A 21,829-nucleotide genomic window follows, 5' to 3' on the forward strand; every position below is an offset into this window, starting at 1 on the left:
CGCATGGCATGCCAAGCCGCCCGAGGGACCTTGCCATGGCCGCACCGCTCTCCAAGCCTCCGGAACCCGGAAGACCGCATCGCCGATACGCTGTGCCGCGAGCGCGGCCTGGTGGCCGGCATCGCCAACCGAATTCTGATCGCTTTCGGCTGCGCCGCCATGCTGCGTGCCTACGGCGCGAAACTGGCTGCCACCTGGGCCAATGCCATGGCGGAGCCGCCCCTGCGGCCGCTGGATGTGGAGGCACCCGGCGCGCTGGAGGCGGTCTTCGACCGCATTAGCCGCGAAATGAGGGCGGCTGGATTTCGGCATCCATTCCACCGCCCTCGCCCCGCGCGAGGACCTGCAGGGCCGGGTCATCGAGTGCTCGGCCGAAGGTTTCGGCCAAGCCGTGCGTGTACCCCGCTGGTCCTTCCTGCGACGGCACAGGCCCGCACCCCGGCGCAGTGGCGGGTGGACATCGCCGAGGTCGGCCGGGTGGTCGCCTTCCTGGTCAGCCCGGCCGCGTCGCGGATGACGGGCGACACGATCTACGTCGATGGCAGGCTGCACAATGTCGCATGATACGGGCCTCGTCCTGGTGCTGAATGCCGGCTCCTCCTCGTTGAAATCCGCCGGCTTCACCGCGACGCCTGCCGGGCCGGAACCCCGCTTCAGCGGCCAAATGGAAGGCATCGGCAACGCGCCGCACATGATGGCCAGGAATGCCGCCGGGGAGACGCTGGCGGACCACCGCTGGGATGGCGGCGACGCCCCGGCGAACCATGCCGCGGCGCTGGGCGTCATCGTCCGCGGGCTGGACCAGGCACTGCATGGCGAGGCGGTGCTGGCGATCGGCCATCGCGTGGTGCATGGCGGGGTGGATTTCGCTGTACCGATGCGGATCGACGAGGCGACCATCGCGGCGCTGGAGCGGCTGGTGCCGCTGGCGCCGCTGCACCAGCCGCACAACCTGGTCGGCATCCGTGCCGCGGCCGAGCATTTCCCCGGCGTCCCGCAGGTCGCCTGCTTCGACACCGCCTTCCACCGTACCCAGGGCTGGGCGGCGCAGACCTTCGCCTTGCCGCCGCACTTCTACGACCAAGGCATCCGCCGCTACGGCTTCCATGGCCTGTCCTACGAATACATCAGCCGGCGCATCACAGAAGAGGACCCGAAGCTCGGCGCCGGGCGGCTGGTGGTGGCGCATCTCGGCAACGGCGCCTCGCTCTGCGCCATCGAGGGCGGACGCAGCCGCGCCAGCACCATGGGGTTCACCGCGCTGGACGGCATCCCGATGGGCACCCGCAGCGGCCAGATCGACCCCGGCGTGGTGCTGCACATGATCGATACGCTGGGCATGACAACGGCCGAGGTGACGAGGCTGCTCTACAATGGCAGCGGGCTGAAGGGCATGTCCGGCGTGTCGCAGGACGTGCGGCAGATCGAGGCGGCGGGGACCGAGCAGGCCGAGCGCGCGCTGGAGCATTTCGCCTTCCGCGTGCGGCGGGAGATCGCCGCCATGGCGGCCTCGATCGGCGGCATCGACGCGCTGGTCTTCACCGCCGGCATCGGCGAGAACGCGCATCGCGTGCGGGCGCGGATATGCGCCGGGCTGGACTTCCTCGGCATCACGCTGGATCCGCTGCGCAACGCGGCGAATGCGCTGGAGATCTCGGCCCCCGGCGCCGCGGTACGCGTGCTGGTGCGGCGGACCGACGAGGAGGGGATGATCGCGCGGCACACGCTCGACGCTCTGCGCGCGGGCTGACACAAAGGAAGGCTGGGGAGAAGGTATTCTCCCCGGACCCCTCATCCATTTTCGTGAGTCCGGTACCCGCCGCGCGGCGGGTGTCAGACCTCACAAAAAGCAAATGAGGGGTTTGGGGAGGAAATGCTTTTTCCTGCCCAATCTCTCTTCGACTTCAGAGTCCGAGATAGACCTTCCTCACCAGCTCTGTTGTCCTGCAGCTCGGCGGCCGAGCCGCCCTCGAACACCATCTTCCCGTGGACGATGACATAGCCGCGGTCGGCGATGCGGACCGCCTGGTGGAAATTCTGCTCCGCCATCAGCACGGTCAGCCCGAGCCGCGCCTTCATCTCGGCGATCATCTCCATGGTGCGGGAGACGAGGATGGGCGCGAGCCCGACCGAGGGCTCGTCCACCAGCAGGATGCGCGGCGCCGACATCACCGCGCGGCCGAGCGCCACCATCTGCTGCTCGCCGCCGCTCATGCTGCCGACCAGCTGGGTGCGGCGTTCCGCCAGGCGCGGGAACATCTCGAAGCAGAGCGCCAGGTTCTCCGCCAGCTTCGCCCGCGCCACCGGCCGATAGGCGCCGAGCCGGAGATCCTGCTCGACGGTGAGGCGCGGAAGCAGCCGCCGCCCCTCCGGCACCAGCACGATGCCGAGCTCCACCACCTGTTCCGGCGAGAGGCCGACGAGGTCGGTGGGGGTGCCGTCCAGCACCGCGCGCACAGTGCCGGCGCTCGGCCGCACCTGGCCCATGATGCTGCGCATCAGCGTCGTCTTGCCATTGCCGTTGGTGCCAAGCAGCACCACCGTTTCCCCGGCGGGGACGGTCAGCGTCACGTTCTCCAGCACCCGCACGGCGCCGTAGCCGGCATCGATGCCGTGGATCTCGAGCGCGCTACTGCTTGCCAAGATAGGCGTCCTCCACCTCGCGCAGCGCCAGCACCGCCTGTGGCGGCCCGTCGGCGATCTTGCGGCCGGCGACGAAGACGATCAGGCGCTCGGCGAAGGCGGTCACCGCGCGCATGATGTGCTCGATCATGATCACCGCCGTGCCGGCGGCGTTCAGCCGCAGCAGCAGGGCGATGATCTGGTCGACCTCGGCGTGGCTGAGGCCTGCCATGGCTTCGTCCGCGATCAGCAGCTGCGGCCGCAGCGCGATGGCGCGGGCGAGCTCCAGCCGGCGTTGCTCGACCTGGGTCAGCTCGCGCGGCAGCTTGTCCGCCTTGGCAGCGAGCTCGACCTGTTCCAGGCATTCGAGGGCGCGGCGCGAGGCCTCCGCCGCCTCCCCGGAGAACAGGAGCGGCACCCGGACATTCTCCAGCACCGAGAGGCTGGTGAAGGGCTGCGGCAACTGAAAGGTGCGGGCGAGGCCGAGTCGGGCGCGGCGATGCGGCTTCAGCCCGTTCAGCGCCCGGCCGGCCAGCGTCACCTGCCCGTCATGCGCGGCGAAGTCGCCGCTGATGCAGTTGACGAAGGTGGACTTGCCGGAGCCGTTGGGGCCGATCAGCCCCAGCCGCTCTCCCGCGCGCAGCTTCGAGGTCGATGCCCTGCAGCGCGGTGAAGCCGCCGAAGCGCTTCCCTACTGCATCGGCCTTCAGCAGGATCTCACGGGTGCTCATCGCTTGCGGAACCAGCCGAGGATGCCGCGCGGGGCGAGGGCAACGAAGAGCACCAGCATCCAGCCGACGATCCAGAGGTTGAGGGCGGAGGAGATCGTCACCGTCGCCGCCTGCTGCAGCGTCGCCAGCAGCACCGCGCCGATGACTGGGCCGAGCCAGGTGCCGGCGCCACCGATCAGCGGCATGGCGATGGAGTTCACCGCATAAGCCAGGTTGAAGGCGCCTTCCGGGTTGATGTAGCCGGCATAGAAGGGCAGCGGCGCCCCGGCCACGCCCATCAGCGCGCCCGAGAGGGTGGTGGCGATGAGCTTGAGCCGCAGCGTCGGCACGCCGACCGCCTCCGCCGCCCGTTCATTGTCTCGGATGGCCTGTAGGCCCCGCCCCAGACGGGAAAGCTCGACGCTGCGGCCGATGCCGACGGCGATCACCGCCAGCGCCAGCATGACGACGAAGATGTATTCGCCATAGCTGGCGAAGGGCGCCACATGCATGGGCCGTATGATGTATGCGCCGCGCGAGCCGCCGACATAGTCCCAGTTCACCACCAAGGTCTGCAGCACCACGGACAGGCAGAGCGTGGCGATGGAGAAGTAGACCCCGCGCAGCCGCAAGGTCAGGTAGCCGGTGCCGAGGCCGAGCAGGCCCGCGACCAGCGCCGCGCCGGCGATGCCCGGCAGCACGCCGAAGCCGAAAGCCTCGTTCAGCACCACGGCGGTATAGGACCCCGTCGCCATGAAGCCGGCCGCGCCGAAGTTCACGTAGTCCCGCATAGCCGCCGAGGATATTCCAGGCGGCGGCGAGGACGACGTATTGCAGCACGAAATAGCCGGCATACCAGCCATATTCATTGCCGATCAGCCGAAGCACGACGATCAGCGCGACGCCGACCTGCCGCGGCGCCGATCCAGTAGGAGATGTGCCGCCGCTCGGCGGGCAGGGCGGGAGCGGGCAGGGCGGAGGCGCTCATGCCGCCCTCCCGAACAGGCCCTGCGGCCGGACGGCGAGCACCAGCAGCAGCCAGCCGAAGGCGACGGCCGGCGCCCAGGACGGGCCGTAGAACGTCGCGGTCAGGTTCTCCACCACGCCGAACAGCAGGGCGGCCAGGATGCAGCCGGGCAGGCTGGCCATGCCACCCATGATGCAGATGGCGAAGACCCGGCCGATGAAGACGTGGTGGGTGGAGGGGTCGATCGGCTGCACCACCACCAGCGCGCCGCCGGCGACGCTGGCGAGCGCGACGGAGATGCCGAAAGCCATGCGCTTGATCCGCACCGGGTCCACCGCCATCAGCCGCAGCGCCTCCGGGTCCTGGGCGACGGCGGCGATGGCAAGGCCGGTGAAGCTACGCTGCAGGAAGAGGTAGAGCGCGCCGATCGCCGCCATGGCCAGCAGCGCCGGGATCAGCATGCGCAGGGGCACGTCGATCTCGCCGAGCCGCCAGGTGACGAAGGCATAATCGGGGTCGAGGAAGCGCTGCTCCGGCCCGAACAGCATCACCAGCCCGACCTCGATGATGAACATCACGCCGAAGAAGAAGGCGAGACCCTGCAGCGCCTCGTCTCCCCTTCGTTCGAAGAAGTGGTTGTAGGCGGTGTAGAGCCCGATCCCCAGCACGTAGAACAGGGGCGCCTGCAGCACCGCGACCAGCAGCGGGTCCAGCTCGAGCGCCGTGCCGATCAGCACGACGAAGAAGCCGCCTGCCACCATCAGCGCCGGATGCGCGATGTTGACGATGTCCAGCATGCCGAAGGAAACCGCGAGGCCGGATGCCGCGGCGGCGTAGAGGCCGCCGAGCAGCAAGCCGCTGACGATGCCGTTCAGCAGCAGCGAGAGATCGGGATCCATGCCGAGCTTACGCCGGCGTACCGTAGGGCGTATGCAGCGTGCCGGATTTCCAGCTCCGGCGGGTAGAGGATCACCTTGGTGCCGGGCTTCTTGTATTTCTCGAGGTCGCCATCGGTGATGTTCTGGAACTGCACGAAGAGGTTGCGCTCCTTCTTCCACTCGCCAAGCGGGCTGAACTCGATGTCGCCGACGATGGTGCTGAACTTGTTCGCGCGCATGTCGGCGGTCAGCGCCGCCTGATCGACCTTGCCGACGCGGTTGAGCGCCTGTTCCACCACCTGCATCTGCGCATAGGCATAGGGCTGCAGGTAGTTGCCGAGCACATCGGTCTGTTCCTGCGGCGCGCGGGCGCGGTACTTCTCCTGGAACTCGACCACGCCCGGGAAGCGCATGGTGGGCTCGGGCGAGTAGACGTCCCAGGTCACCAGGTTGTTCAGGATGGGGCCAAGCTGCGCCTGGACGGCCGCGATCTGCGTGCCGACCATGCCGCCGCCGAACAGCGCGGCGGTGACGCGCAGCTCGCTGACCGCGCGCAGGATGCCGTTGCTGTCGGGCGGGTAGGAGGCGAAGAAGATCACGTCCGGCCGTTGCGCCTGGATGGCCCGGATGGTCGGCGTGAAGTCCACCGTGCTCGGCGGGTAGGACCGGTCGTAGACGATCCGCAGCCCGTATTCCTTGCTTCAGCGTCCGCACGCTTTCCGCGGCGCGTTGGGCGAAGTCGTTGTCGACAGCCAGGATCGAGATCGTCTTCGGCGGCGTCGGCAGCATCTTGGTGCATTCGAGGAAGCCGCGGGCATAGGTGCCCTTGATGTCGTCCCCGGTGACGTTCATCGAGAAGTAGCGGTCGTATTTCAGCTTCTCGTTGACGCCGGCGCCAAAGAGCGAGACGTAGCACATGCCGCGTTGCATCACGACCGGCATGGAGGGCGCGATCATTGCCGTGGCATAGGGCGAGGTGACCATGTCGACCTTGTCGACGTCGATCAGCTTCGTATAGAGCGAGGGGACGTTGGCCGGGTTACTCTGGTCGTCGTAGGACACCAGCTGCACCTGGCGGCCGAGAATGCCTCCCTTGGCGTTCACGTCCTCCGCCCAGATCTTCTGCGCCAACAGCGCCGAGCGGCCATTCGCCGCGAGGCCGCCCGAGAGCGACATCGAAAAGCCGATGCGGATCGGGTTCGACCCTTGCGCGAAGGCGGGGAAGGCGCCGGCCGCGGTGGTCAGCGCACCGGCAGCGGCGACGCGGCCAAGGCCGCGTCGGGTGATCTCGGTCATTCTTGTTGTCCTCCCTGGAAGCTCGGCGCCGCTACTGGGCCGCTGGCATCATCTGCGATGGATCGGCGCCGACGCGTCCCCCGGTTTCCCCGCCGCCAGCCGCGACAGCCGGAAGTCGTAGCGCACCGCCGGCAGGTCGGCGCGCGGCGCGCCCGGCAGTTCCATCGCCGGCGTCACCACCAGCGAGTCGGAAACGCCGAAGACGGTGTCGCTGTCGATGTTCGGGTCGTCACCGAGATAGAGCGCGGTGACCAGTTCCCGGTAGCCGGGCGCCTGGACCAGCACGTGGATATGGGCCGGCCGCATGCCGTGGCGGTCCTGCTGGCGGACGAACTTCCTCGACCGGCCCATCCATCGGGATGGAATAGCCGATCGGCTTGACCGTCCGCATGTGGTAGCGCCCGGCGGCATCGGTCCGGTAGCGGCCGCGCAGGTCCATCACCTCGGGGTCATTGGCCTGCAAGTCGTACTGGCCATGCGCGTCGGTCTGCCAGATGTCGATCTCGGCCTCCGGCACCGGCTTGCCCTCGGCATCGGTCACCGTGCCGAACAGCACCAGCTTCTCGCCATCGGTGGAATGCACGGCGATGCTTTCGCCCGGTGCGAATCCCGGCGCCTTCTCGCGGAAGAAGGGGCCGAGACAGGCTGGTCTCGGTCCCCGCCGCCTCGCGGCCTTCGGCGTCGTGCATCACGTTCACCAGGCGCGAGAGCCCGAGCACGTCGGACAGCAGGATGAACTCCTGCCGGTAGGGCGTGCAGGCCTGGCCTACGGCGGTCAGGAAGGCGATGCCGGCCAGCCATTCGTCCGGCTTCAGGTCCACTTCCCGGGCGAAGTCGTGCAGGTGGCGGATGGCGGCGGCCATGACCTCGCGCATCCGCGGATCCGGCGTCTTCGCCATCTGCGCGATCGCCTCCGCGGTCACGCTCATGCGGTCGAGATCGGCCATGTCCTCTCGCTCCTCCCTCGGTCCCAAAGGGCCGGCTTGCCGCAACGATGCCGGCGGCCGTGCCCCGCGGTCAATCCGCATTCCCGTAAGCGCCGCGGGCGACCGGCCGGCCGCTCAGCTCGAGCAGCCGCGGCAGCGCGAGCCCGAGCGCCGGGTCGGCTTCCGGCCGCGGCAGCCGCCGCTCGATGAAGGCGCCGAGATGCCGGCTGACCGCGACGGCGGCGCGGCAATGCGGCAGCCGGCGCGCGCCATAGGCGGCCAGCGCCGCCGGCACGGGAGCTTCGTCCAGCGCCTCGGCCAGGGCCTCGGCATCCTCGGCTGCCTTCAGCACGCCGACGCCGACATGCGGCCGCGCGGTGAAGGCGGCATCGCCCAGCAGCGCGACGCGGCCGAAGCCCATGGCGGGCGATTCCAGCTCGTAGATCGGCTGCACCAGGAAGCCCTCGGCGCGGCGCACCGCCTCGGCATAGGGCTCAGGCAGCCGGGCCACGGCATCGGCCTTGACCGCGGCGCGGTGCTCGGGCCGCAGGAGGCCGGGCGGGATGGAATAGGCGTGCCGGGTGCCGGTCGCGTCGGTCAGCAGGTCGTCGAGCGGCGCGCCGGCATCGAGCGGGTAGTACCAGAGGAAATTGTAGCGCCGCCGGCCCGGCTCGGCGCTGTCGTTCAGCCCGGGGATCGGGTAGCCGATGAACTCGCCATGCCCGGGGAAGAGGAAGGTGAACTGGGCGAAGACCGGGGCGAAGGCGGGCGAGAAGCTGGCCTCCTCCACCAGCCCGCGCCAGCCGACATAGCCGCAGTAGATCGGCACGACATCCGGCGCCACCGCGGTGCGGACGGCGGAGCGGAAGCCGTCGGCGCCGACCAGCAGCTCGGCCGTCGCGCGGCTGCCATCGGCGAAATGCGCGGTGACGCTGTCCGCATCCTGCACCAGGCCGCGCAGCTCCATCCCCGTGTGCATCCGCTCGGCCGGGAAGGCGAGGCGCAGCGGGTTGAAGACGCGGCCCCAGGCGGTGACGTATTGCGGGTAGTGCTCGTGGGCGAGGATGGTGCCGTCCGGCCCGACCGCGACGCGGCCCTCCACCCGCACGCCCGGCGCATGCTCGTCCCGCACCCCGGCGCGGGCCAGGATCGCCTCGGTTTCCGGGTGATGGGCGATGCCGGTGCCGCGGGATTCCAGGCTGCCGGGAACGCGGTCATAGACCCGCACGTCCCAGCCGCGGCGATGCAGCAGGTTAGCGGCGAAGAGCCCGCCGACGGAGCCGCCTATCACGATGGCGCGGCGGCCCGCTGTGGTGGCCATCCGGTGTCCTCCCGCGCGGGCTTGCCCCCGCTTGGCCCCAGCGCAGCAGGCTTCAGCTTGCAGCGCAAGCGCCAGCCGCGTTACCGCAGCAGCACCGGCAGCATCGCGTCCAGCCGCATGCGGCCCTCCTCGGTCGCCACCAGCCGGCCGGTTTCGCCCCATTCCAGGTAGCCCTCGTCCAGGCAGGCCGCGAGCATCGCCGGGTCGACCGCTTCGCCCAGCGTCAGCCCGCTCCGCATCACGAGCCGCGCCGGGTCCACGCCCTCGGCCAGGCGCAGGCCCATCAGCAGCGCCTCCTCGCGCGGTCGCGCGGGCTCAGCGCTTCTTCCTCGGTCACCGCATGGTTGTCGCGTTCCACCCGGGCCAGCCATTCCTCCGGCGCGCGGTGGCGGCGGGCGGCGAGCAACCGGCCGTCCAGCATCAGCCGCTGATGCGCGCCCGGGCCGATGCCGAGATAGTCGCCATAGCGCCAGTAGACCAGGTTGTGCCGGCTCTCTGCGCCGGGCAGGGCGTAGTTCGAGACCTCGTAGGGGCGAGGCCGTAGCGCGCCGCCTCCTCCACCGTCGCCCAGTAGAGCCGCGCCGCCGCGTCGTCGTCGGGCAGGGCGAAGGCGCCGCGGGCGTGCTCGGTGGCGAAGCGCGTGCCGGGCTCGATGGTCAGCTGGTAGAGCGAGAGGTGGTCGGCGGCGAGCGCCAGGGCCTGCCGCACCTCGGCCCGCCAGAGGCCTCGGCCTGGCCCGGCCTGGCATAGATCAGGTCGAAGGAGAGGCGCGGGAACAAGCTGCGCGCGGCCTCCAGCGCGGCGATGGCCTGCCCGACGTCATGCTTCCGGCCGAGGAAGCGCAGCGCCTCGGCATCCAGCGACTGCACGCCGAGCGAGAGGCGGTTGACGCCGGCCTGCCGGAACGCCGCCAGCTTGGCCGCCTCGACGCTGGTCGGATTGGCCTCGAGCGTGATCTCGAGGTCCTTGGGGGCGTCGAACAGCCGCCGCGCATCCTCGATCAGCGCCGCGGCGGTCTCCGGTGCCATCAGGCTGAGCGTGCCGCCGCCGAAGAAGATGCTGGTGAGCGGGCGCCGGCCCGCGCGTCCCGCCTCCCGCGCCAGCTCCCGCCGCAGCGCCTCGCGCCAACGGGCCTGGTCGATGCCGTCCCGCACATGGCTGTTGAAGTCGCAATAGGGGCATTTGGCGGCGCAGAAGGGCCAGTGCAGGTAGAGGGCAAGGGGTTCCATCGGATGCGATATAGGGCTTCGCACCGCCTCGGAGCACCCGGACATGCCTCTGCCCGCCACCTCGCTCTATGCCGCCCTGCTGGCCGCGCTGTTCATCCTGCTCTCGCTGCGGGTCATCCAGGCGCGGCGGGTCTACCGGGTGGCGCTCGGCGCGCCGCACCGGTTGGTGGAGCGGGGCGGTGCGGGCGCATGGCAACTGCGCCGAATACGCCCCCTCGGGCTGATCCTGCTCGGCCTGCTGGAAGGGATGGGGCTGCCGGCCTGGGGCGTTCATGCGCTGGGCAGCGTCTTCCTGGCCGGCCGCGTGCTGCATGCCCGGGGCATCAGCCGGGAGCCGGAGGTCTTCCGCTTCCGCATCGCCGGCATGGGCCTGACCTTCGCGATGCTGGGCGTGGGGGCGGCGGCGCTGCTCGGCCTCGTCCTGGCGGATGCCTTCGGCCAGGCTTCGCCGTCCACACCAAGGGAGGAAGACCGATGCCGACCACCGTGAAGGAACTGGTTGCCGCCGCCAATGCCGCCGTGCCGCGCATCTCGCCGGCCGAGGCAAAGGCGCTGCACGCCAAGGGCGAGGCGGTCTTCATCGACCTGCGGGAGCCGCCGGAACTCGCCGCGAGCGGCACCGTGCCGGGCGCCCTGCCGATCCCGCGCGGCCTGCTGGAATCCCGCGCCGACCCGGAAAGTCCGGACCGCAACCCGGCCTTTCAGAAGCCCGTCGTCATCACCTACTGCGCCTCCGGTGGGCGCGCCGCGTTGGCCGGCAAGCTGCTGCAGGAGCTTCGGCTACAAGGATGTCCGCAACCTCGGCGGCTTCAAGGACTGGGTCGAGGCCGGCGGCGAGGTGACGAAGGCCTGAGGCGGCCTGCCCGGCCAACCGGCCGGGCGCGCCCCATCCGCCTGCCGGGGGCGGCCGCCCTATTGCGGCACGATCCCCGCCTTGCGCGCCGCTTCACCCCATTTCTTCATCTCGCTCTCGGTGAAGGCGCGGATCGCGGCGGGGGTCGAGGTCACCACCTCCGCCCCCAGCACGCGGTGCTTCTCGATCACCTCGGGCCGCTGTAGCGCGGCGACGCAATCGGCGTTGAGCTTCGTCAGCACCGCCTCGGGCAGGCCCGCCGGGGCGATCACCATGCCCCAGGTGGAGGCCTCGAACCCCGCCAGGGTCTCCCCACCGTCGGCACGTCGGGCAGTTGCGGCGCGCGCTTCGCCCCCGTGGTCGCCAGCGCCTTGAATGCGCCGGACTGGATATGCGGCAGCGCCGCCGGGACGGTGTCGAACATGATGTCGACCCGGCCGGCCATCAGGTCCGGATGCGCCTGGGTGCTGCCGCGATAGGGGATGTAGGCGAGCTCCGTCCCGGTCTGCTGGCCGAACAGCACGGGCGCCAGCCGCACCACGCCGCCGGTGCCGGCGAAGGTGACGCCCGGGTTCTTCTTCGCGTAGGCGATCAACTCGGCCACGCTGCCCGGCCCGAAGCCCTTGCCGGCGCAGAGCACCAGCGGCGTCGAGGTGGTCTGGGTGACGAAGGAGAAGTCCCGCATCGTGTCGTAGGGCAGCTTGTAATAGGCCGGGTTCACCGGATGCCCGACCGAGACCAGCCCCAGCGTATGGCCGTCCGGCGCCGCACGGGCGATGACCTCGGAGCCGATGACGCCATCGGCGCCGGCGCGGTTCTCGACCGGCACCGCCTGGCCCCAAGCTGCCGCCAGCGGCTCCGCCATCAGCCGCGCGGTGATGTCGGAGACGCCGCCCGGCGTATAGGGGACGACGATTCTGCACCGGCCGGTTGGGGAAACCGGCCTGCGCCCCGCCCGGGGTGAGCAGCAGGGCGGGCGCGGCCAGCGCGGCGCGGCGGGTCAGGGTCACGGTCGTCCTCCCGGGGAATGGTGTTGCCGCCATCCTGCCCGGGACGCGTCGCCGCGGCCAGATGCGGGACCGCGCGCGCTTGGCACTGGGTTGCGACGCGCGGATCGGCTATCGGCGCCCTGCCGCCCCTGCTTGCGCTGGCGGCCCATCCGGGAGGCCTGACCATGACCAAGACCGTCACCCGCCGCGCGACGCTCGCCCTGGGCTCCGGAGCCCTTGCGTCGCCCGCGCTGGCCCAGGCGCCATGGCCGAACCGGCCGGTCACGCTGGTCGTTGGCTTCCCGCCCGGCGGGCAGACCGATTTCGCCGCCCGGGTGCTGCAGAACGGCCTGCAGCAGGCTCTCGGCCAGCCCGTCGTCATCGACAACCGCGGCGGCGCCGGCGGCAATCTCGGGACCGAGACGGTGATGCGCGCCCGGCCGGACGGCTATACGCTGCTGGTCGGCAATGCCAATCCGCTGGTTATCAACCCGCATACCATGCCGTCGATGACCTTCAACCCGCTCGAGCTGGAGCCGATCGCCATGATGCTGCAGAGCGGGCTGATCTTCTGCACGCATCCCTCGGTCCCGGCGAAGAACGTCGCGAATTCGCCGCCTGGGCAAAATCGAAGAAGGGCGATGTCGATTACGGCTCGGCCAGCGCCGGCAGCCTGTCCCATGTGGCGATGGAGCTGTTCCGCAGCCGCATCGGCGAACCGGAGATGACCCATGTGCCCTATCGCGGCAGCGGCCCGGCGATGCAGGATTTCATCGCCGGCCGGTTCCAGATCATGGCGGATGGCGCCAGCGTCGTGGCGCCCTTCGTCCAGGCGAAGCAGATCAATGGGTTGATGGTGACGACCGCCGAGCGGATCCCCGCCTTCCCCGACATTCCCACCGCGGCGGAGCAGGGCATCCGGGATTTCGTCGTGCTGGCCTGGATCGGCATGTTCGCGCCGAAGGGCACGCCGAAGGACATCATCCAGCGCGCCAATGCCGCGGTGAACAAGGCCAGCCAGGACGAGGCGATCCGCCGCAACATCACCAGCCGCGGCGACGAGCCGGGCGGCGGCACGGCCGAGCAACTGGGCGAGATCATGCGCCGCGACCATGCCCGTTGGGGCGTGGTGGTGAAGGCGAACAACATCCGCGCCGAATAGGCGCGTGCCCGTCCTCACCCGCCGTAACCTGGTCCTGCTGCGGCGTCGCGCCCGCCGGGGCGTCGCCCTGCGCAGCTGGATCCGCGGCAGCGAGGTGGCGATCGTCGCGCTCGCCACGCTGATCGGCGGCGCGGTCGGGCTGCTGGCCTGGGGCATGGGAGCGTCGGCGCGCGGGCTGCACATGCTGCTGTTCGGCATCGGCCCGCAATCCCGGCTCTCCGCCGCGACCTTCGTGCCGAGCTGGCGGCTGCTGCTGGTGCCGATGCTCGGCGGGCTGGCGCTCTATGCGCTGAACCTCGCGCTGAAGCGCTGGCGGCCGAAGCCGCCGGTCGACCCGATCGAGGCCAATGCGCTGCATGGCGGCCGGCTGTCGCTAACCGACGCGGCGGTGGTCGGGGTGCAGACCATCCTGTCGAACGGCGTCGGTGCCTCGGTCGGGCTGGAGGCCGGCTATGCTCAGGCCGGGGGCGGCATTGCCTCCCGCCTCGGCACCGCCTTCGCGCTGCGGCGGGGCGACCTGCGCGTGCTGGTCGGCGCCGGCACCGCGGGCGCCATCGGCGCCGCCTTCGACGCGCCGCTGACCGGCGCCTTCTATGCTTTCGAGCTGGTGATCGGCACCTACAGCATCGGCGCGCTCTTTCCGGTGATTGCCTCGGCCGTCTCCGCCACGCTGGTGGCGCGGGTGCTGGAAGCCGGGACCTATGCGGTGGAATCGGTGGCGCCGAGCGTGGTCGACAACGCGCTCTATCCACTCGCGCTGCTGCTCGGCGCGCTTTGCGGCCTGGCGGCGATCCTGCTGATGCGGGGCGTTGCCTCGACGGAGGCGGTGCTGTCCCGCGCCATTCCCTCGACTGCATTGCGGCTGATGCTGGGCGGGCTCTGCGTCGGCGGCCTGGCCACCGTCTCAACCGTCGCGCTCTCGGCCGGGCATGGCGCGCTGCATCTCGCCTTCATCACGGAGACGCCGGCGCGGCTGGTACTGCTGCTGATCGTGGTGAAGGCGCTCGCCTCCATCGTCTCGGTCGCCAGCGGCTTCCGCGGCGGGCTGTTCTTCGCCTCGCTGCTCATCGGCGCGCTGGGCGGCAAGTTCTTCGCGGCGCTGGTGGCGATCGCGGCGCCGCCGGGGCCGGATCCGCTGGTGATGGCGCTGGTGGGGATGAGCGCCTTCGGCGCCGCGGTCATCGGCGCGCCGCTGGCGATGACCTTCCTGGCGCTCGAGACCACAGGCAGCCTGGCGGTGGCCGGGCTGGTGCTCGCCGCGGTCGCCGTCGCCGGGCTGATCGTGCGGCGGCTCTTCGGCTATTCCTTCGCCACCTGGCGCTTCCACCTGCGCGGCGAGTCCATCCGCGGCGCGCACGACATCGGCTGGATCAACGATCTGACCGCGGGGCGGCTGATGCGGCGCGACCCGCGCAGCGTGCCGGCGGCGATGGAGCTTGCCGCCTTCCGTGCCGCAGTGCCGCTTGGCGCCGCGACGCAGGTGGTGCTGCTGGACGCGGATGGGCGCTATGCCGGCATCGTCGCGGTGGCCGAGGCGCATGCGGCGCCGCCGGAGACGGCGACGCTGGCGGAGCTTGCCCGCCACCAGGACCGGGTGCTGCTGCCGCGCACCAACGTGCGCGACGCCATGGCGATCTTCGAGGCGGCGGAGGCCGAGGCCCTGGCGGTGGTGGACGGGCCGGCCAAGCGTGTCCTCGGCCTGCTGACCGAGGCGCATCTGCTGCGCCGCTATGGCGAGGAGGTGGAGAAGCGGCGGCGGGAGGAGACGGGGATCGGACCGGGCTGAGGCCCGGGGAGGGAATGCCTTTTCCCTCCCCGGTCTCTTGCTACTTCGCCAGCGAGAACTCCACCGCCCGGGTCTGCTCCGACAGCGTCGGCCGGTAGGTGATGCCCTTGCGCATCGCCCAGATGTTCACCTGATGGTGGATCGGGATGACCGCAAGTTCCTGCTGGAAGCCGATGCGGATCGCCTCGAAATACAGCTTCTCCCGCGCTTCCTGGTCGATGGTGGTCAGCGCCCGGTCGACCAGCCGGTCGAGGTCGGGGTTGCTGTAGTGGGAAGGCCGCAGCCGCGCGCCGCGGCCGCGCGCCGGGTCGGGAGTCGAGAGCATCAGCGACAGGTGCGTGTCGGGCTCGCCGGTCGAGGTGCTCCAGCCCGTGAGCGCGATCGAGTGTTCGTCGCGCACCCCGCCGGCGGTGAAGAAGACGCTGGCCGGGCTGGTCTGCACCGCGGTCTTCACGCCAATGCGGGTCCACATCTGCGCCAGGGCCTGGGCGATGGCGTCGTCGTTGACGTAGCGGTCGTTCGGCCCGTGCAGGGTGATGGCGAAGCCGTCGGGGTAGCCGGCCTCGGCCAGCAGCTTCTTCGCCCCTTCGGCGTCATAGGCCGGCACCTTGATCGAGGGATCGTAGCCCATCGCGCCTTCCGGCTGCGCCTGGCCGGTAGGCAGCGAGAAGCCCTCCATGATCTGCCGGCGGATGCCCTCGCGGTTGATCGCCATGCTCAGCGCCTGGCGCACCCGCACATCGCGGAGCGGGTTCACCGACAGCGGGTTGCCGGCCTTGTCGGTGACATGCGGCGTCTGCGGCCGATTGGCATCGACATAGAGGTAGATCAGCCGGAGCCCGGGGCGCGAGGCGACGCTCAGCCGCGCATCCTTCTGCAGCCGCGCCACGTCGCGCGTAGGCACCGCGTCGATCGCGTCGACATCGCCCGATTGCAGCGCCGCGACGCGCGCGCTGTCATTGGTGATCAGCCGGTAGGTCACCTTGTCCCAGGGCTGCGCCGGGCCCCACCAGGCGGGATTCTTCGTGAAGACCGCGCGGTCGCCGAGGGTGAAGGAAGCCAGTTTGTAGGGACCGGTGCCGATCGCGGCGCGGCCGCTGTTGTAGTCGGCCGTGCTCATGCCCTCGCCCTGCCTGCGGCCGATCACGGCGAAGCTGCTCATCATCTGCGGGATCAGCGGCACCGGCTTCCGCGGTGTGCAGGCGGATGGTGTGGGCGTCCACCACCTCCAGCCGCGTCACCGGGCGGATGTACTGGCCCATCGAGGTCGGGCTGTTCGGCACGTTGGGCGCGCGGGCGAAGGTGAACACCACGTCGTCGGCGGTGAAGGGCGTGCCGTCGTGGAAGGTGACGCCTTCCCGCAGCTTGAACTCCCAGGTCAGGTCGTCGATCGGCTTCCAGCTGGTCGCCAGGCCGGGGGAGGGGCGCTGGTCGGAATCCGGATGCACCAGCCGGTCGAACACGTGCCAGGTCAGCGCGTGGTTGGGTGAGAGGTCGAAGAAGTGCGGGTCCATCGAGGTGAAGGCGCCTCCCACCGCGATGGTGATGTCGGCCGCCTTCGCCGGCGAGGCGAGCGCTGCCGCGAGCGCCAGCCCGAATATCTGTTTCCGCATCCGCTTATCCTTCCCGTCTCCCGCAGCGAGCCTTGCAAGCCACGGGCCAGGGAGCAAGCGTGGTTACGTGCCGCGGTAGTAGAGCGTCACGGTATGCCGGGCCTCGGCGAACATCAGCCAGCGCTCCAGCAGCATCCCGCCCAGCGCAAGCAGCGCCGCCAGCGGCAGCAGCAGCCCGCCGAAGCCGAGCTGCGTCGCCAGCAGCGCCAGCAGGATCGGCCCGCCGAAGCCGAGCAGAAGGGTGAGGTTTCGCAGCTTCGCCGCATGCTTGCGGGCGATGCGGAAGCCCATCTCCCGCAGCAGGTAGTTGGTCTCGGTATGCGGCGGGTCGAGTGGGCGGACGCGGCCGATGAAGCCGAGGCTGGTGGCGCTTTCGGCGGTCGAGCGGCCCATGCCGCCATCGACCATGCGCCAATAGGCGATCTTCAGCACGAGCCCCGCCAGGCCGAGGGTGACGATAAAGCTGGCCGGGCCGGCCACCACGCCGCCGATGGCCGAGACGGCGGCCAGCAGCGCCATGCCGGTATAGGCCGCGAGCAGCAGGTAGCCCGGTGCGACCAGCGGATGGTGCCATTGCGGGATGGGCTTGAGCGAGGCGTAGATCATCCCGGTGCACCAGACCGTCACAACGGCGCCGAACGCCGCGAGCAACCCGGCGATGGTGGCAAGCCCGTCCCGGCCGGTCAGCAGCGCATAGCCGAGCAGCAGCGCGGGGACATAGGTGACGACCGCGGCGACACCTTCCCGCGACAGCCAGGACGACCGCCACTGGCTGAAGGCCCGCCAGGCGCGCTGCGGGTTGCCGAGATGCAGCAGGGAGGAAGCCAGCCCCGCGGTGATCAACAGCAGCGCGAGCGCCAGGCAGAGCAGCGCGAAGGCCGGCACCTGCGGCACCAGACCGACTGGCCGCAGCAGGCCGAGCCAGAAGAGCAAGCCATAGCCGGCGCCCGAGGCCGTGGTGAAGAAGACGATCGAGGGAGCGGGATTCATCGGGAGAGGACGCGGTCCATCCAGCGCAGCACGGGGTTCTTGATGTCCATCGGCGTCGGCGCGTCCTCGATGGGCTGGACATCGGCGCGGCGGCGCGGCGGCAGGTAGCTGTTCACCGGGCCGTAGCCGAGCTTCGGCATCAGCGGCTGGCCGCCGCGTTCGGCGACCAGCTTGCTGACCTTGCTGTCGGGGTCGGCAAGGTCGCCGAAATGCCGCGCCTTGGTCGGGCAAGCCAGCACGCAGGCCGGCTGGCGCTGCGCCTCGGGGATGGTCTCGTTGTAGATGCGATCGACGCAGAGGGTGCATTTCTTCATCACCCCCTGGTCCTCGTCCATCTCCCGCGCGCCATAGGGGCAGGCCCAGGCGCAGAGCCCGCAGCCGATGCAGATGTCGTGGTCGATCAGGACGATGCCGTCCTCGCCGCGCTTGTAGCTGGCGCCGGTCGGGCAGACGGTGACGCAGGCCGGCGTCTCGCAATGCAGGCAGGAGCGGGGGAAGTGGACGGTGCGGCCATCCGCGCCCTCGCCGGCCTCGTAGCTATGGACGCGGTTGAACCAGACGCCCTCGGCCCCGGCGGAATAGGGCTTGTAGTCCGGCAGCGGCGCGGAATGGCCAGAGGCGTTCCATTCCTTGCAACTGGTGGCGCAGCCCTGGCAGCCGACGCAGGTGTCGAGGTCGATGACGAGGCCGAGCGCCTTGGCGCCCGGCTGCCGGTCCGGAAGGCAGGTCATGCTTTGGTCTTCGTGCTGTAGCGCAGGATGTCGACACGCTTCGGCGCATGCGGCCGTTCGTGCAGCGGGGTCAGCAGCGGTTCCGTCACGCCGGGGCTGTCGGCCTTGGTCACGCGGACCCGCAGGTCGTACCAGGCGGCCTGGCCGGTCACCGGGTCGGCATTGGCGGAGCGGAATCCTTCCTGCGCCGGCAGCCATTCGCTGATGACGTGGTTGAGCAGGAAGCCGCGCAGGACTTCCGGGCTGTCCTTCGCCAGGTCCCAGGCGCCGCCGCGCTTGCCGATGGCGTTCCAGGTCCAGACCGTGTCGGGGTTCACGCCCTCCATCACCGAGAGCTGGCACTTCAGCTTTCCGCTGCGGCTCTCGACCCAAACCCAGTCGTCATGCACCAGCCCGAGCGCCTCGGCCTTGCTGCGTGCCATGTAGAGCTTGTTGGAGCCATGGATCTGCCGCAGCCAGGCATTCATCGAGCCCCAGGCATGGTACATCGCCATCGGTCGTTGGGTGACGGCCGAGAGGTCGAAGCGCGCGAGGTCGGCGCCCTGCTGTTCCAGCGGCGCGTACCAGATGGGCAGCGGGTCGCAATAGGTGCGGATGCGCTCGCGGAGGCGGTCCGGCGGCTGCCGCTCGCCGTGGCCCTCGGCGGCCAGGCGGAATTTCTGCAGCGGCTCCGACCAGATCTGCATGACGATCTGCTCGGCCTTGGGGATGAACCCCATGGCCTTGCTGTTGTCGAGATAGGCCTGATTGGCGTGCTTGTACCAGTGCTGCTCGGGCGGCAGGTGGTCGCGCCAGAAGCAGCCATTGTCGATGTAGCGCTGCAGCTGGTCGGGGTTCGGCTCGCCGACGCCCTTCTTGCTGCCATCCGCGCCGCGGAAGCCGGCCAGGGGGCCGACGCCCGGCGCGCGCTGGTGGTTCACGATGTAGTCCGGATAGTCCTTGAACTTCGGGCTGCCATCCTCCTTCACGAAGGCCGGCAGGCCGAGCCGCGCGCCGAGCTCGATCAGCACCTCCTGGAACGGCCGCACGTCGCGGTCGGGCGTGATGACGGGCTGGCGGATCGAATCGCCGGCGCCATGCGCGCTGCCGATGGGACGGTCGAGCACCGAGATGCAGTCCCAGCGCTCGAGATAGGTGGTGTCCGGCAGGATCAGGTCGGCATAGGGCACCGTCTCGGAGTAGTAGGCGTCGGAGTAGATGACATGCGGGATGACATGCTCGCCGTTAGCCCGCTTCTCCGTCAGGATGCGGATCACCTCGCCCGGGTTCATCGCGCTGTTCCAGGCCATGTTGGCCATGAACATGAACAGCGTGTCGATCGGGTATGGATCGCCGGCGCCCGCATTGCCGATGACGGTGTGCATCATCCCGTGCAGCGCCATCGGCGCTTCCCAGGAGAAGGCCTTGTCGATGCGCAGCGGATTGCCGGCATCGTCGACCAGCAGGTCGTCCGGTCCCTGCGGGAAGGACAGCAGGTTGCCGACCAGCGGCGTGTTCGGCTTGGCGCCCTTGCCGGCCGGCGGCGGGCCGGGCGGGATCGGGCGCGGGAAGGGCGACTTGTAGCGCCAGGAGCCCGGGGTATCGACCGCGCCCAGCAGCATCTGCAGCAGGTGCAGCGCGCGGCAGGAATGGAAGCCGTTGCTATGGGCGGAGATGCCGCGCATGGCATGGAAGGCGACCGGGCGGCCGATGGTCTGGGGATGGTGGTTGCCCCAGACATCGGTCCAGGGCTGGTCCAGCACCAGCGGCTGCTCGAAGGCGACCTCGGCGATCTCGGCGGCGATGCGGCGGATGGTCGCGGCGGTGATGCCGCAGCGCTCGGCGACCGCCTCCGGCGCGTATTCCGGTGCCAGGTAGCGCTCGGCCAGCAGGTGGAAGACCGGCCGGGCCTGCCGGCCATCCGGCAGGGTGTAGTCGCCGACCATCACGGGCGACAGGCCGGCCGACTTGGCATCCGTCGCGCCGCGCGCGCGGTCCCAGGCCAGCGGCGCGCCGTTCTCGTCGCGGGCGAACAGGCCGTCATCCGCCCCGCCCGGGTTGCGCACCACCAGCCAGGCGGCATTGGTGTAGCGGCCGAGGAAGTCCAGATCGACCTTGTCGGTCCGCAGCAGCTCATGCGCCAACGCCAACGCAAACAGCCCGTCGGTGCCGGGGCGAATGCCGACCCATTCGTCGGCCACCGCGGAATAGCCAGTGCGCACCGGGTTGACCGAGACGAATTTCGCCCCGCGTTCCTTGATCCTGGAGACACCGAGCTTGATCGGGTTACTGTCGTGGTCCTCGGCCACGCCGAACATCAGCACGTATTTCGCGCGGTCCCAGTCGGGCTCGCCGAATTCCCAGAACGAGCCGCCGATGGAATAGAGCCCGCCGGCCGCCATGTTGACCGAGCAGAAGCCGCCATGCGCGGCGAAATTCGGCGTGCCGAACTGCGCCGCCCAGAAGCCGGTCAGGCTTTGCGACTGGTCGCGGCCGGTGAAGAAGGCGAGCTTGCGCGGATCCGTCTCCCGGATGTTCCGCAGCCAGCCGGTGGCGATCTCCATCGCCTCGGGCCAGGAGATTTCCTTGAACTCGCCGGAGCCACGCTCGCCGACCCGGAGCAGCGGGCTGCTCAGCCGTGCCGGGGCGTATTGCGTCATGATCCCGGCGCTGCCCTTGCCGCAGATGACGCCCTTGTTCACGGGGTGGTCGGGATTGCCCTCGATGTAGCGTATCCGGCCATCCTTCAGGTGCACCCGGATGCCGCAGCGGCAGGCGCACATGTAGCAGGTGGTGGTCTTCACCGTGTCGCCGATAGGGACCGAATAGTCGACGCGCGGATCGGCTGGCGGCTGCAGGCGTGTCGGCGTCGGCGCTTCCGGCATCGGTCGTTGTCTTCCCCGTGGACTTCCCCGTCAGTAAGGCATGGTGAGAGAATGCGGGCAAATGCCCGCCCCCGCTTCGGGTTCCACGCTGCAAAGGGAGGATAAGATGGTCAAATCACTGAAAAACATGGTCCGTTCGGGGGATCTGACGGCGGGCACCTTCCTGGTGGAATTCGTCACCCCCGGCATCGGCCATATCCTGGCCGGCGCCGGCTGCGACTTCGCCTTCCTCGACATGGAACACAGCGGCTTCTCGGAGGAGACGGTGAAGGCCGGCCTGCGCTTCCTCGAGGCCGGCGGCATCCCGACACTGGTGCGCATCCCCTCGCGCGAGGCACACGACATCGCCCGCATCGCCGATGTCGGGGCGGAGGGCGTCATGCTGCCGCTGGTCGGCAACATCGAGGTCGCGCGGGCCGCCGTCGCCGCGCTGAAATACCCGCCGCTCGGCCGGCGCGGCGTCGCGCTGCGCATCGCGCACGACAAGTACCGCAGCAGCACCCCGGCCGAGGCGCTGGCGGCTGCCAACGACCGCACCGTGCTGATCCTGATGATCGAGACGGCGGAGGGCGTCGAGCAGGCCGAGGCAATCGCCGCGCTCGATGGCGTCGACGCGCTCTGGCTCGGGCATTTCGACCTGTCCGCCTCGCTCGGCATCCCCGGCCGGTTCGACCATCCGGCGTTCCGCGAGGCGACACGGCGGATCTGTGATGCGGCGCGGAAGCACCGCAAGGGGCTCGGCCGGCTGGTCGCGGGCGCGGCCGAGGCGCAGCAAGCCCTCGACGACGGCTTCCGCCTGATCGCCTGGGGCGGCGACGCCTGGCTGCTGCAGGATGCCCTGGCCGCGGGGCTGGGCGGGCTGCGGCGGATGGTGCCAGGGTGACGGCGAACC

General features: G+C 70.2%; 22 protein-coding genes and 4 pseudogenes. 7 read left to right on the forward strand and 19 right to left on the reverse strand.

Going from position 1 to position 21,829, the window contains the following annotated elements:
• The first annotated feature begins 30 nt into the window (after positions 1 to 30).
• Complete coding sequence (locus ACQ86J_RS23465; protein WP_431267427.1) at positions 31 to 564, forward strand: SDR family oxidoreductase; 534 nt, start codon at positions 31 to 33, stop codon at positions 562 to 564.
• Entirely contained in the window at positions 554 to 1,750 is a 1,197-nt protein-coding gene (locus ACQ86J_RS23470; RefSeq protein ID WP_431267428.1) for an acetate/propionate family kinase, read from the forward strand. The genes ACQ86J_RS23465 and ACQ86J_RS23470 overlap by 11 nt, the downstream gene beginning before the upstream one ends.
• A gap of 83 nt (positions 1,751 to 1,833) precedes the next feature.
• On the opposite strand, the gene ACQ86J_RS23475 is transcribed toward ACQ86J_RS23470, so the two are convergent.
• From ACQ86J_RS23475 to hemW, 13 genes and pseudogenes are all read right to left on the reverse strand, one after another.
• The gene (locus ACQ86J_RS23475) at positions 1,834 to 2,643 is read right to left on the reverse strand and encodes an ABC transporter ATP-binding protein (protein WP_431267429.1); all 810 of its coding nucleotides are present in this window, start codon (positions 2,641 to 2,643) and stop codon (positions 1,834 to 1,836) included.
• Positions 2,630 to 3,247, reverse strand: a complete 618-nt coding sequence (locus tag ACQ86J_RS23480; RefSeq protein WP_431272507.1) for an ABC transporter ATP-binding protein — start codon at positions 3,245 to 3,247, stop codon at positions 2,630 to 2,632. Before ACQ86J_RS23480 ends, ACQ86J_RS23475 begins: the two co-directional genes overlap by 14 nt.
• Positions 3,171 to 3,353 carry a hypothetical protein gene (locus ACQ86J_RS23485; RefSeq protein WP_431267430.1) on the reverse strand — a complete coding sequence of 61 codons (183 nt, stop codon included), beginning with the start codon at positions 3,351 to 3,353 and terminating at the stop codon, positions 3,171 to 3,173. The genes ACQ86J_RS23480 and ACQ86J_RS23485 overlap by 77 nt, the downstream gene beginning before the upstream one ends.
• A complete protein-coding gene (locus tag ACQ86J_RS23490; protein ID WP_431267431.1) occupies positions 3,350 to 4,123 on the reverse strand; it encodes a branched-chain amino acid ABC transporter permease in 774 nt (257 codons plus the stop codon). The genes ACQ86J_RS23485 and ACQ86J_RS23490 overlap by 4 nt, the downstream gene beginning before the upstream one ends.
• Before the next feature lie 74 nt (positions 4,124 to 4,197).
• Positions 4,198 to 4,320, reverse strand: a complete 123-nt coding sequence (locus ACQ86J_RS23495; protein WP_431267432.1) for a hypothetical protein — start codon at positions 4,318 to 4,320, stop codon at positions 4,198 to 4,200.
• Entirely contained in the window at positions 4,317 to 5,198 is an 882-nt protein-coding gene (locus ACQ86J_RS23500; protein ID WP_431272508.1) for a branched-chain amino acid ABC transporter permease, read from the reverse strand. The genes ACQ86J_RS23495 and ACQ86J_RS23500 overlap by 4 nt, the downstream gene beginning before the upstream one ends.
• On the reverse strand, positions 5,171 to 5,824 hold the full coding sequence (locus ACQ86J_RS23505) for an ABC transporter substrate-binding protein (protein ID WP_431272509.1): 654 nt from the start codon (positions 5,822 to 5,824) through the stop codon (positions 5,171 to 5,173). The genes ACQ86J_RS23500 and ACQ86J_RS23505 overlap by 28 nt, the downstream gene beginning before the upstream one ends.
• A gap of 121 nt (positions 5,825 to 5,945) precedes the next feature.
• Positions 5,946 to 6,473 (reverse strand): annotated as a pseudogene (locus ACQ86J_RS23510) (ABC transporter substrate-binding protein); the annotation flags it as partial.
• A 48-nt stretch (positions 6,474 to 6,521) separates the two neighbouring features.
• A complete protein-coding gene (locus tag ACQ86J_RS23515; protein ID WP_431267433.1) occupies positions 6,522 to 6,779 on the reverse strand; it encodes a hypothetical protein in 258 nt (85 codons plus the stop codon).
• Positions 6,703 to 7,029: a hypothetical protein gene (locus ACQ86J_RS23520; protein ID WP_431267434.1), complete on the reverse strand. Its 327-nt coding sequence runs from the start codon at positions 7,027 to 7,029 to the stop codon at positions 6,703 to 6,705. The genes ACQ86J_RS23515 and ACQ86J_RS23520 overlap by 77 nt, the downstream gene beginning before the upstream one ends.
• Entirely contained in the window at positions 6,923 to 7,420 is a 498-nt protein-coding gene (locus ACQ86J_RS23525; protein WP_431267435.1) for a dioxygenase, read from the reverse strand. The genes ACQ86J_RS23520 and ACQ86J_RS23525 overlap by 107 nt, the downstream gene beginning before the upstream one ends.
• 70 nt (positions 7,421 to 7,490) lie before the next feature.
• Positions 7,491 to 8,720 carry an FAD-dependent monooxygenase gene (locus tag ACQ86J_RS23530; RefSeq protein WP_431267436.1) on the reverse strand — a complete coding sequence of 410 codons (1,230 nt, stop codon included), beginning with the start codon at positions 8,718 to 8,720 and terminating at the stop codon, positions 7,491 to 7,493.
• An 80-nt stretch (positions 8,721 to 8,800) separates the two neighbouring features.
• Positions 8,801 to 9,949 (reverse strand): annotated as a pseudogene (gene hemW / locus ACQ86J_RS23535) (radical SAM family heme chaperone HemW).
• Between the two features lie 43 nt (positions 9,950 to 9,992).
• Between hemW and ACQ86J_RS23540 the strand changes: the two are divergent.
• On the forward strand, positions 9,993 to 10,439 hold the full coding sequence (locus ACQ86J_RS23540; protein WP_431267437.1) for an MAPEG family protein: 447 nt from the start codon (positions 9,993 to 9,995) through the stop codon (positions 10,437 to 10,439).
• A complete protein-coding gene (locus ACQ86J_RS23545; protein ID WP_431267438.1) occupies positions 10,424 to 11,008 on the forward strand; it encodes a rhodanese-like domain-containing protein in 585 nt (194 codons plus the stop codon). The genes ACQ86J_RS23540 and ACQ86J_RS23545 overlap by 16 nt, the downstream gene beginning before the upstream one ends.
• Positions 11,009 to 11,070: 62 nt before the next feature.
• Here ACQ86J_RS23545 and ACQ86J_RS23550 read toward each other — a convergent pair whose 3' ends face one another.
• Complete coding sequence (locus ACQ86J_RS23550; RefSeq protein WP_431267439.1) at positions 11,071 to 11,667, reverse strand: tripartite tricarboxylate transporter substrate-binding protein; 597 nt, start codon at positions 11,665 to 11,667, stop codon at positions 11,071 to 11,073.
• A 309-nt stretch (positions 11,668 to 11,976) separates the two neighbouring features.
• Between ACQ86J_RS23550 and ACQ86J_RS23555 the strand changes: the two are divergent.
• Positions 11,977 to 12,953, forward strand: a pseudogene (locus tag ACQ86J_RS23555) (Bug family tripartite tricarboxylate transporter substrate binding protein).
• A gap of 4 nt (positions 12,954 to 12,957) precedes the next feature.
• Entirely contained in the window at positions 12,958 to 14,739 is a 1,782-nt protein-coding gene (locus tag ACQ86J_RS23560; RefSeq protein ID WP_431267440.1) for a chloride channel protein, read from the forward strand.
• Positions 14,740 to 14,779: 40 nt separating this feature from the next.
• Here ACQ86J_RS23560 and ACQ86J_RS23565 read toward each other — a convergent pair whose 3' ends face one another.
• From ACQ86J_RS23565 to ACQ86J_RS23585, 5 genes and pseudogenes are all read right to left on the reverse strand, one after another.
• Positions 14,780 to 15,859 carry an ABC transporter substrate-binding protein gene (locus ACQ86J_RS23565; protein ID WP_431267441.1) on the reverse strand — a complete coding sequence of 360 codons (1,080 nt, stop codon included), beginning with the start codon at positions 15,857 to 15,859 and terminating at the stop codon, positions 14,780 to 14,782.
• Between the two features lie 124 nt (positions 15,860 to 15,983).
• A pseudogene (locus ACQ86J_RS23570) lies at positions 15,984 to 16,352 on the reverse strand (ABC transporter substrate-binding protein); the annotation flags it as partial.
• 63 nt (positions 16,353 to 16,415) lie between these two features.
• Entirely contained in the window at positions 16,416 to 17,342 is a 927-nt protein-coding gene (locus ACQ86J_RS23575) for a dimethyl sulfoxide reductase anchor subunit family protein (protein ID WP_431267442.1), read from the reverse strand.
• The gene (locus ACQ86J_RS23580) at positions 17,339 to 18,073 is read right to left on the reverse strand and encodes a 4Fe-4S dicluster domain-containing protein (protein WP_431267443.1); all 735 of its coding nucleotides are present in this window, start codon (positions 18,071 to 18,073) and stop codon (positions 17,339 to 17,341) included. The genes ACQ86J_RS23575 and ACQ86J_RS23580 overlap by 4 nt, the downstream gene beginning before the upstream one ends.
• Entirely contained in the window at positions 18,070 to 20,937 is a 2,868-nt protein-coding gene (locus ACQ86J_RS23585) for a molybdopterin-dependent oxidoreductase (RefSeq protein ID WP_431267444.1), read from the reverse strand. The genes ACQ86J_RS23580 and ACQ86J_RS23585 overlap by 4 nt, the downstream gene beginning before the upstream one ends.
• 106 nt (positions 20,938 to 21,043) lie before the next feature.
• Here ACQ86J_RS23585 and ACQ86J_RS23590 point away from each other — a divergent pair, with 106 nt between their 5' ends.
• Positions 21,044 to 21,820 carry an HpcH/HpaI aldolase family protein gene (locus tag ACQ86J_RS23590; RefSeq protein WP_431267445.1) on the forward strand — a complete coding sequence of 259 codons (777 nt, stop codon included), beginning with the start codon at positions 21,044 to 21,046 and terminating at the stop codon, positions 21,818 to 21,820.
• The last annotated feature ends 9 nt before the right edge of the window (positions 21,821 to 21,829 follow it).

It is taken from the genome of Dankookia sp. P2 (genome assembly GCF_050632255.1).
Lineage (GTDB): Bacteria > Pseudomonadota > Alphaproteobacteria > Acetobacterales > Acetobacteraceae > Paracraurococcus.

Coding starts and splice junctions, on each gene's coding strand:
- ACQ86J_RS23550 (WP_431267439.1), bottom strand. CDS start 11,667: ATGGCGGAGCCGCTGGCGGCAGCTTGGGGCCAGGCGGTGCCGGTCGAG.
- ACQ86J_RS23580 (WP_431267443.1), bottom strand. CDS start 18,073: ATGACCTGCCTTCCGGACCGGCAGCCGGGCGCCAAGGCGCTCGGCCTC.
- ACQ86J_RS23485 (WP_431267430.1), bottom strand. CDS start 3,353: ATGAGCACCCGTGAGATCCTGCTGAAGGCCGATGCAGTAGGGAAGCGC.
- ACQ86J_RS23490 (WP_431267431.1), bottom strand. CDS start 4,123: ATGCGGGACTACGTGAACTTCGGCGCGGCCGGCTTCATGGCGACGGGG.
- ACQ86J_RS23515 (WP_431267433.1), bottom strand. CDS start 6,779: ATGCGGCCGGCCCATATCCACGTGCTGGTCCAGGCGCCCGGCTACCGG.
- ACQ86J_RS23530 (WP_431267436.1), bottom strand. CDS start 8,720: ATGGCCACCACAGCGGGCCGCCGCGCCATCGTGATAGGCGGCTCCGTC.
- ACQ86J_RS23545 (WP_431267438.1), top strand. CDS start 10,424: ATGCCGACCACCGTGAAGGAACTGGTTGCCGCCGCCAATGCCGCCGTG.
- ACQ86J_RS23470 (WP_431267428.1), top strand. CDS start 554: ATGTCGCATGATACGGGCCTCGTCCTGGTGCTGAATGCCGGCTCCTCC.
- ACQ86J_RS23495 (WP_431267432.1), bottom strand. CDS start 4,320: ATGAGCGCCTCCGCCCTGCCCGCTCCCGCCCTGCCCGCCGAGCGGCGG.
- ACQ86J_RS23590 (WP_431267445.1), top strand. CDS start 21,044: ATGGTCAAATCACTGAAAAACATGGTCCGTTCGGGGGATCTGACGGCG.
- ACQ86J_RS23525 (WP_431267435.1), bottom strand. CDS start 7,420: ATGGCCGATCTCGACCGCATGAGCGTGACCGCGGAGGCGATCGCGCAG.
- ACQ86J_RS23585 (WP_431267444.1), bottom strand. CDS start 20,937: ATGCCGGAAGCGCCGACGCCGACACGCCTGCAGCCGCCAGCCGATCCG.
- ACQ86J_RS23540 (WP_431267437.1), top strand. CDS start 9,993: ATGCCTCTGCCCGCCACCTCGCTCTATGCCGCCCTGCTGGCCGCGCTG.
- ACQ86J_RS23565 (WP_431267441.1), bottom strand. CDS start 15,859: ATGAGCACGGCCGACTACAACAGCGGCCGCGCCGCGATCGGCACCGGT.
- ACQ86J_RS23500 (WP_431272508.1), bottom strand. CDS start 5,198: ATGGATCCCGATCTCTCGCTGCTGCTGAACGGCATCGTCAGCGGCTTG.
- ACQ86J_RS23575 (WP_431267442.1), bottom strand. CDS start 17,342: ATGAATCCCGCTCCCTCGATCGTCTTCTTCACCACGGCCTCGGGCGCC.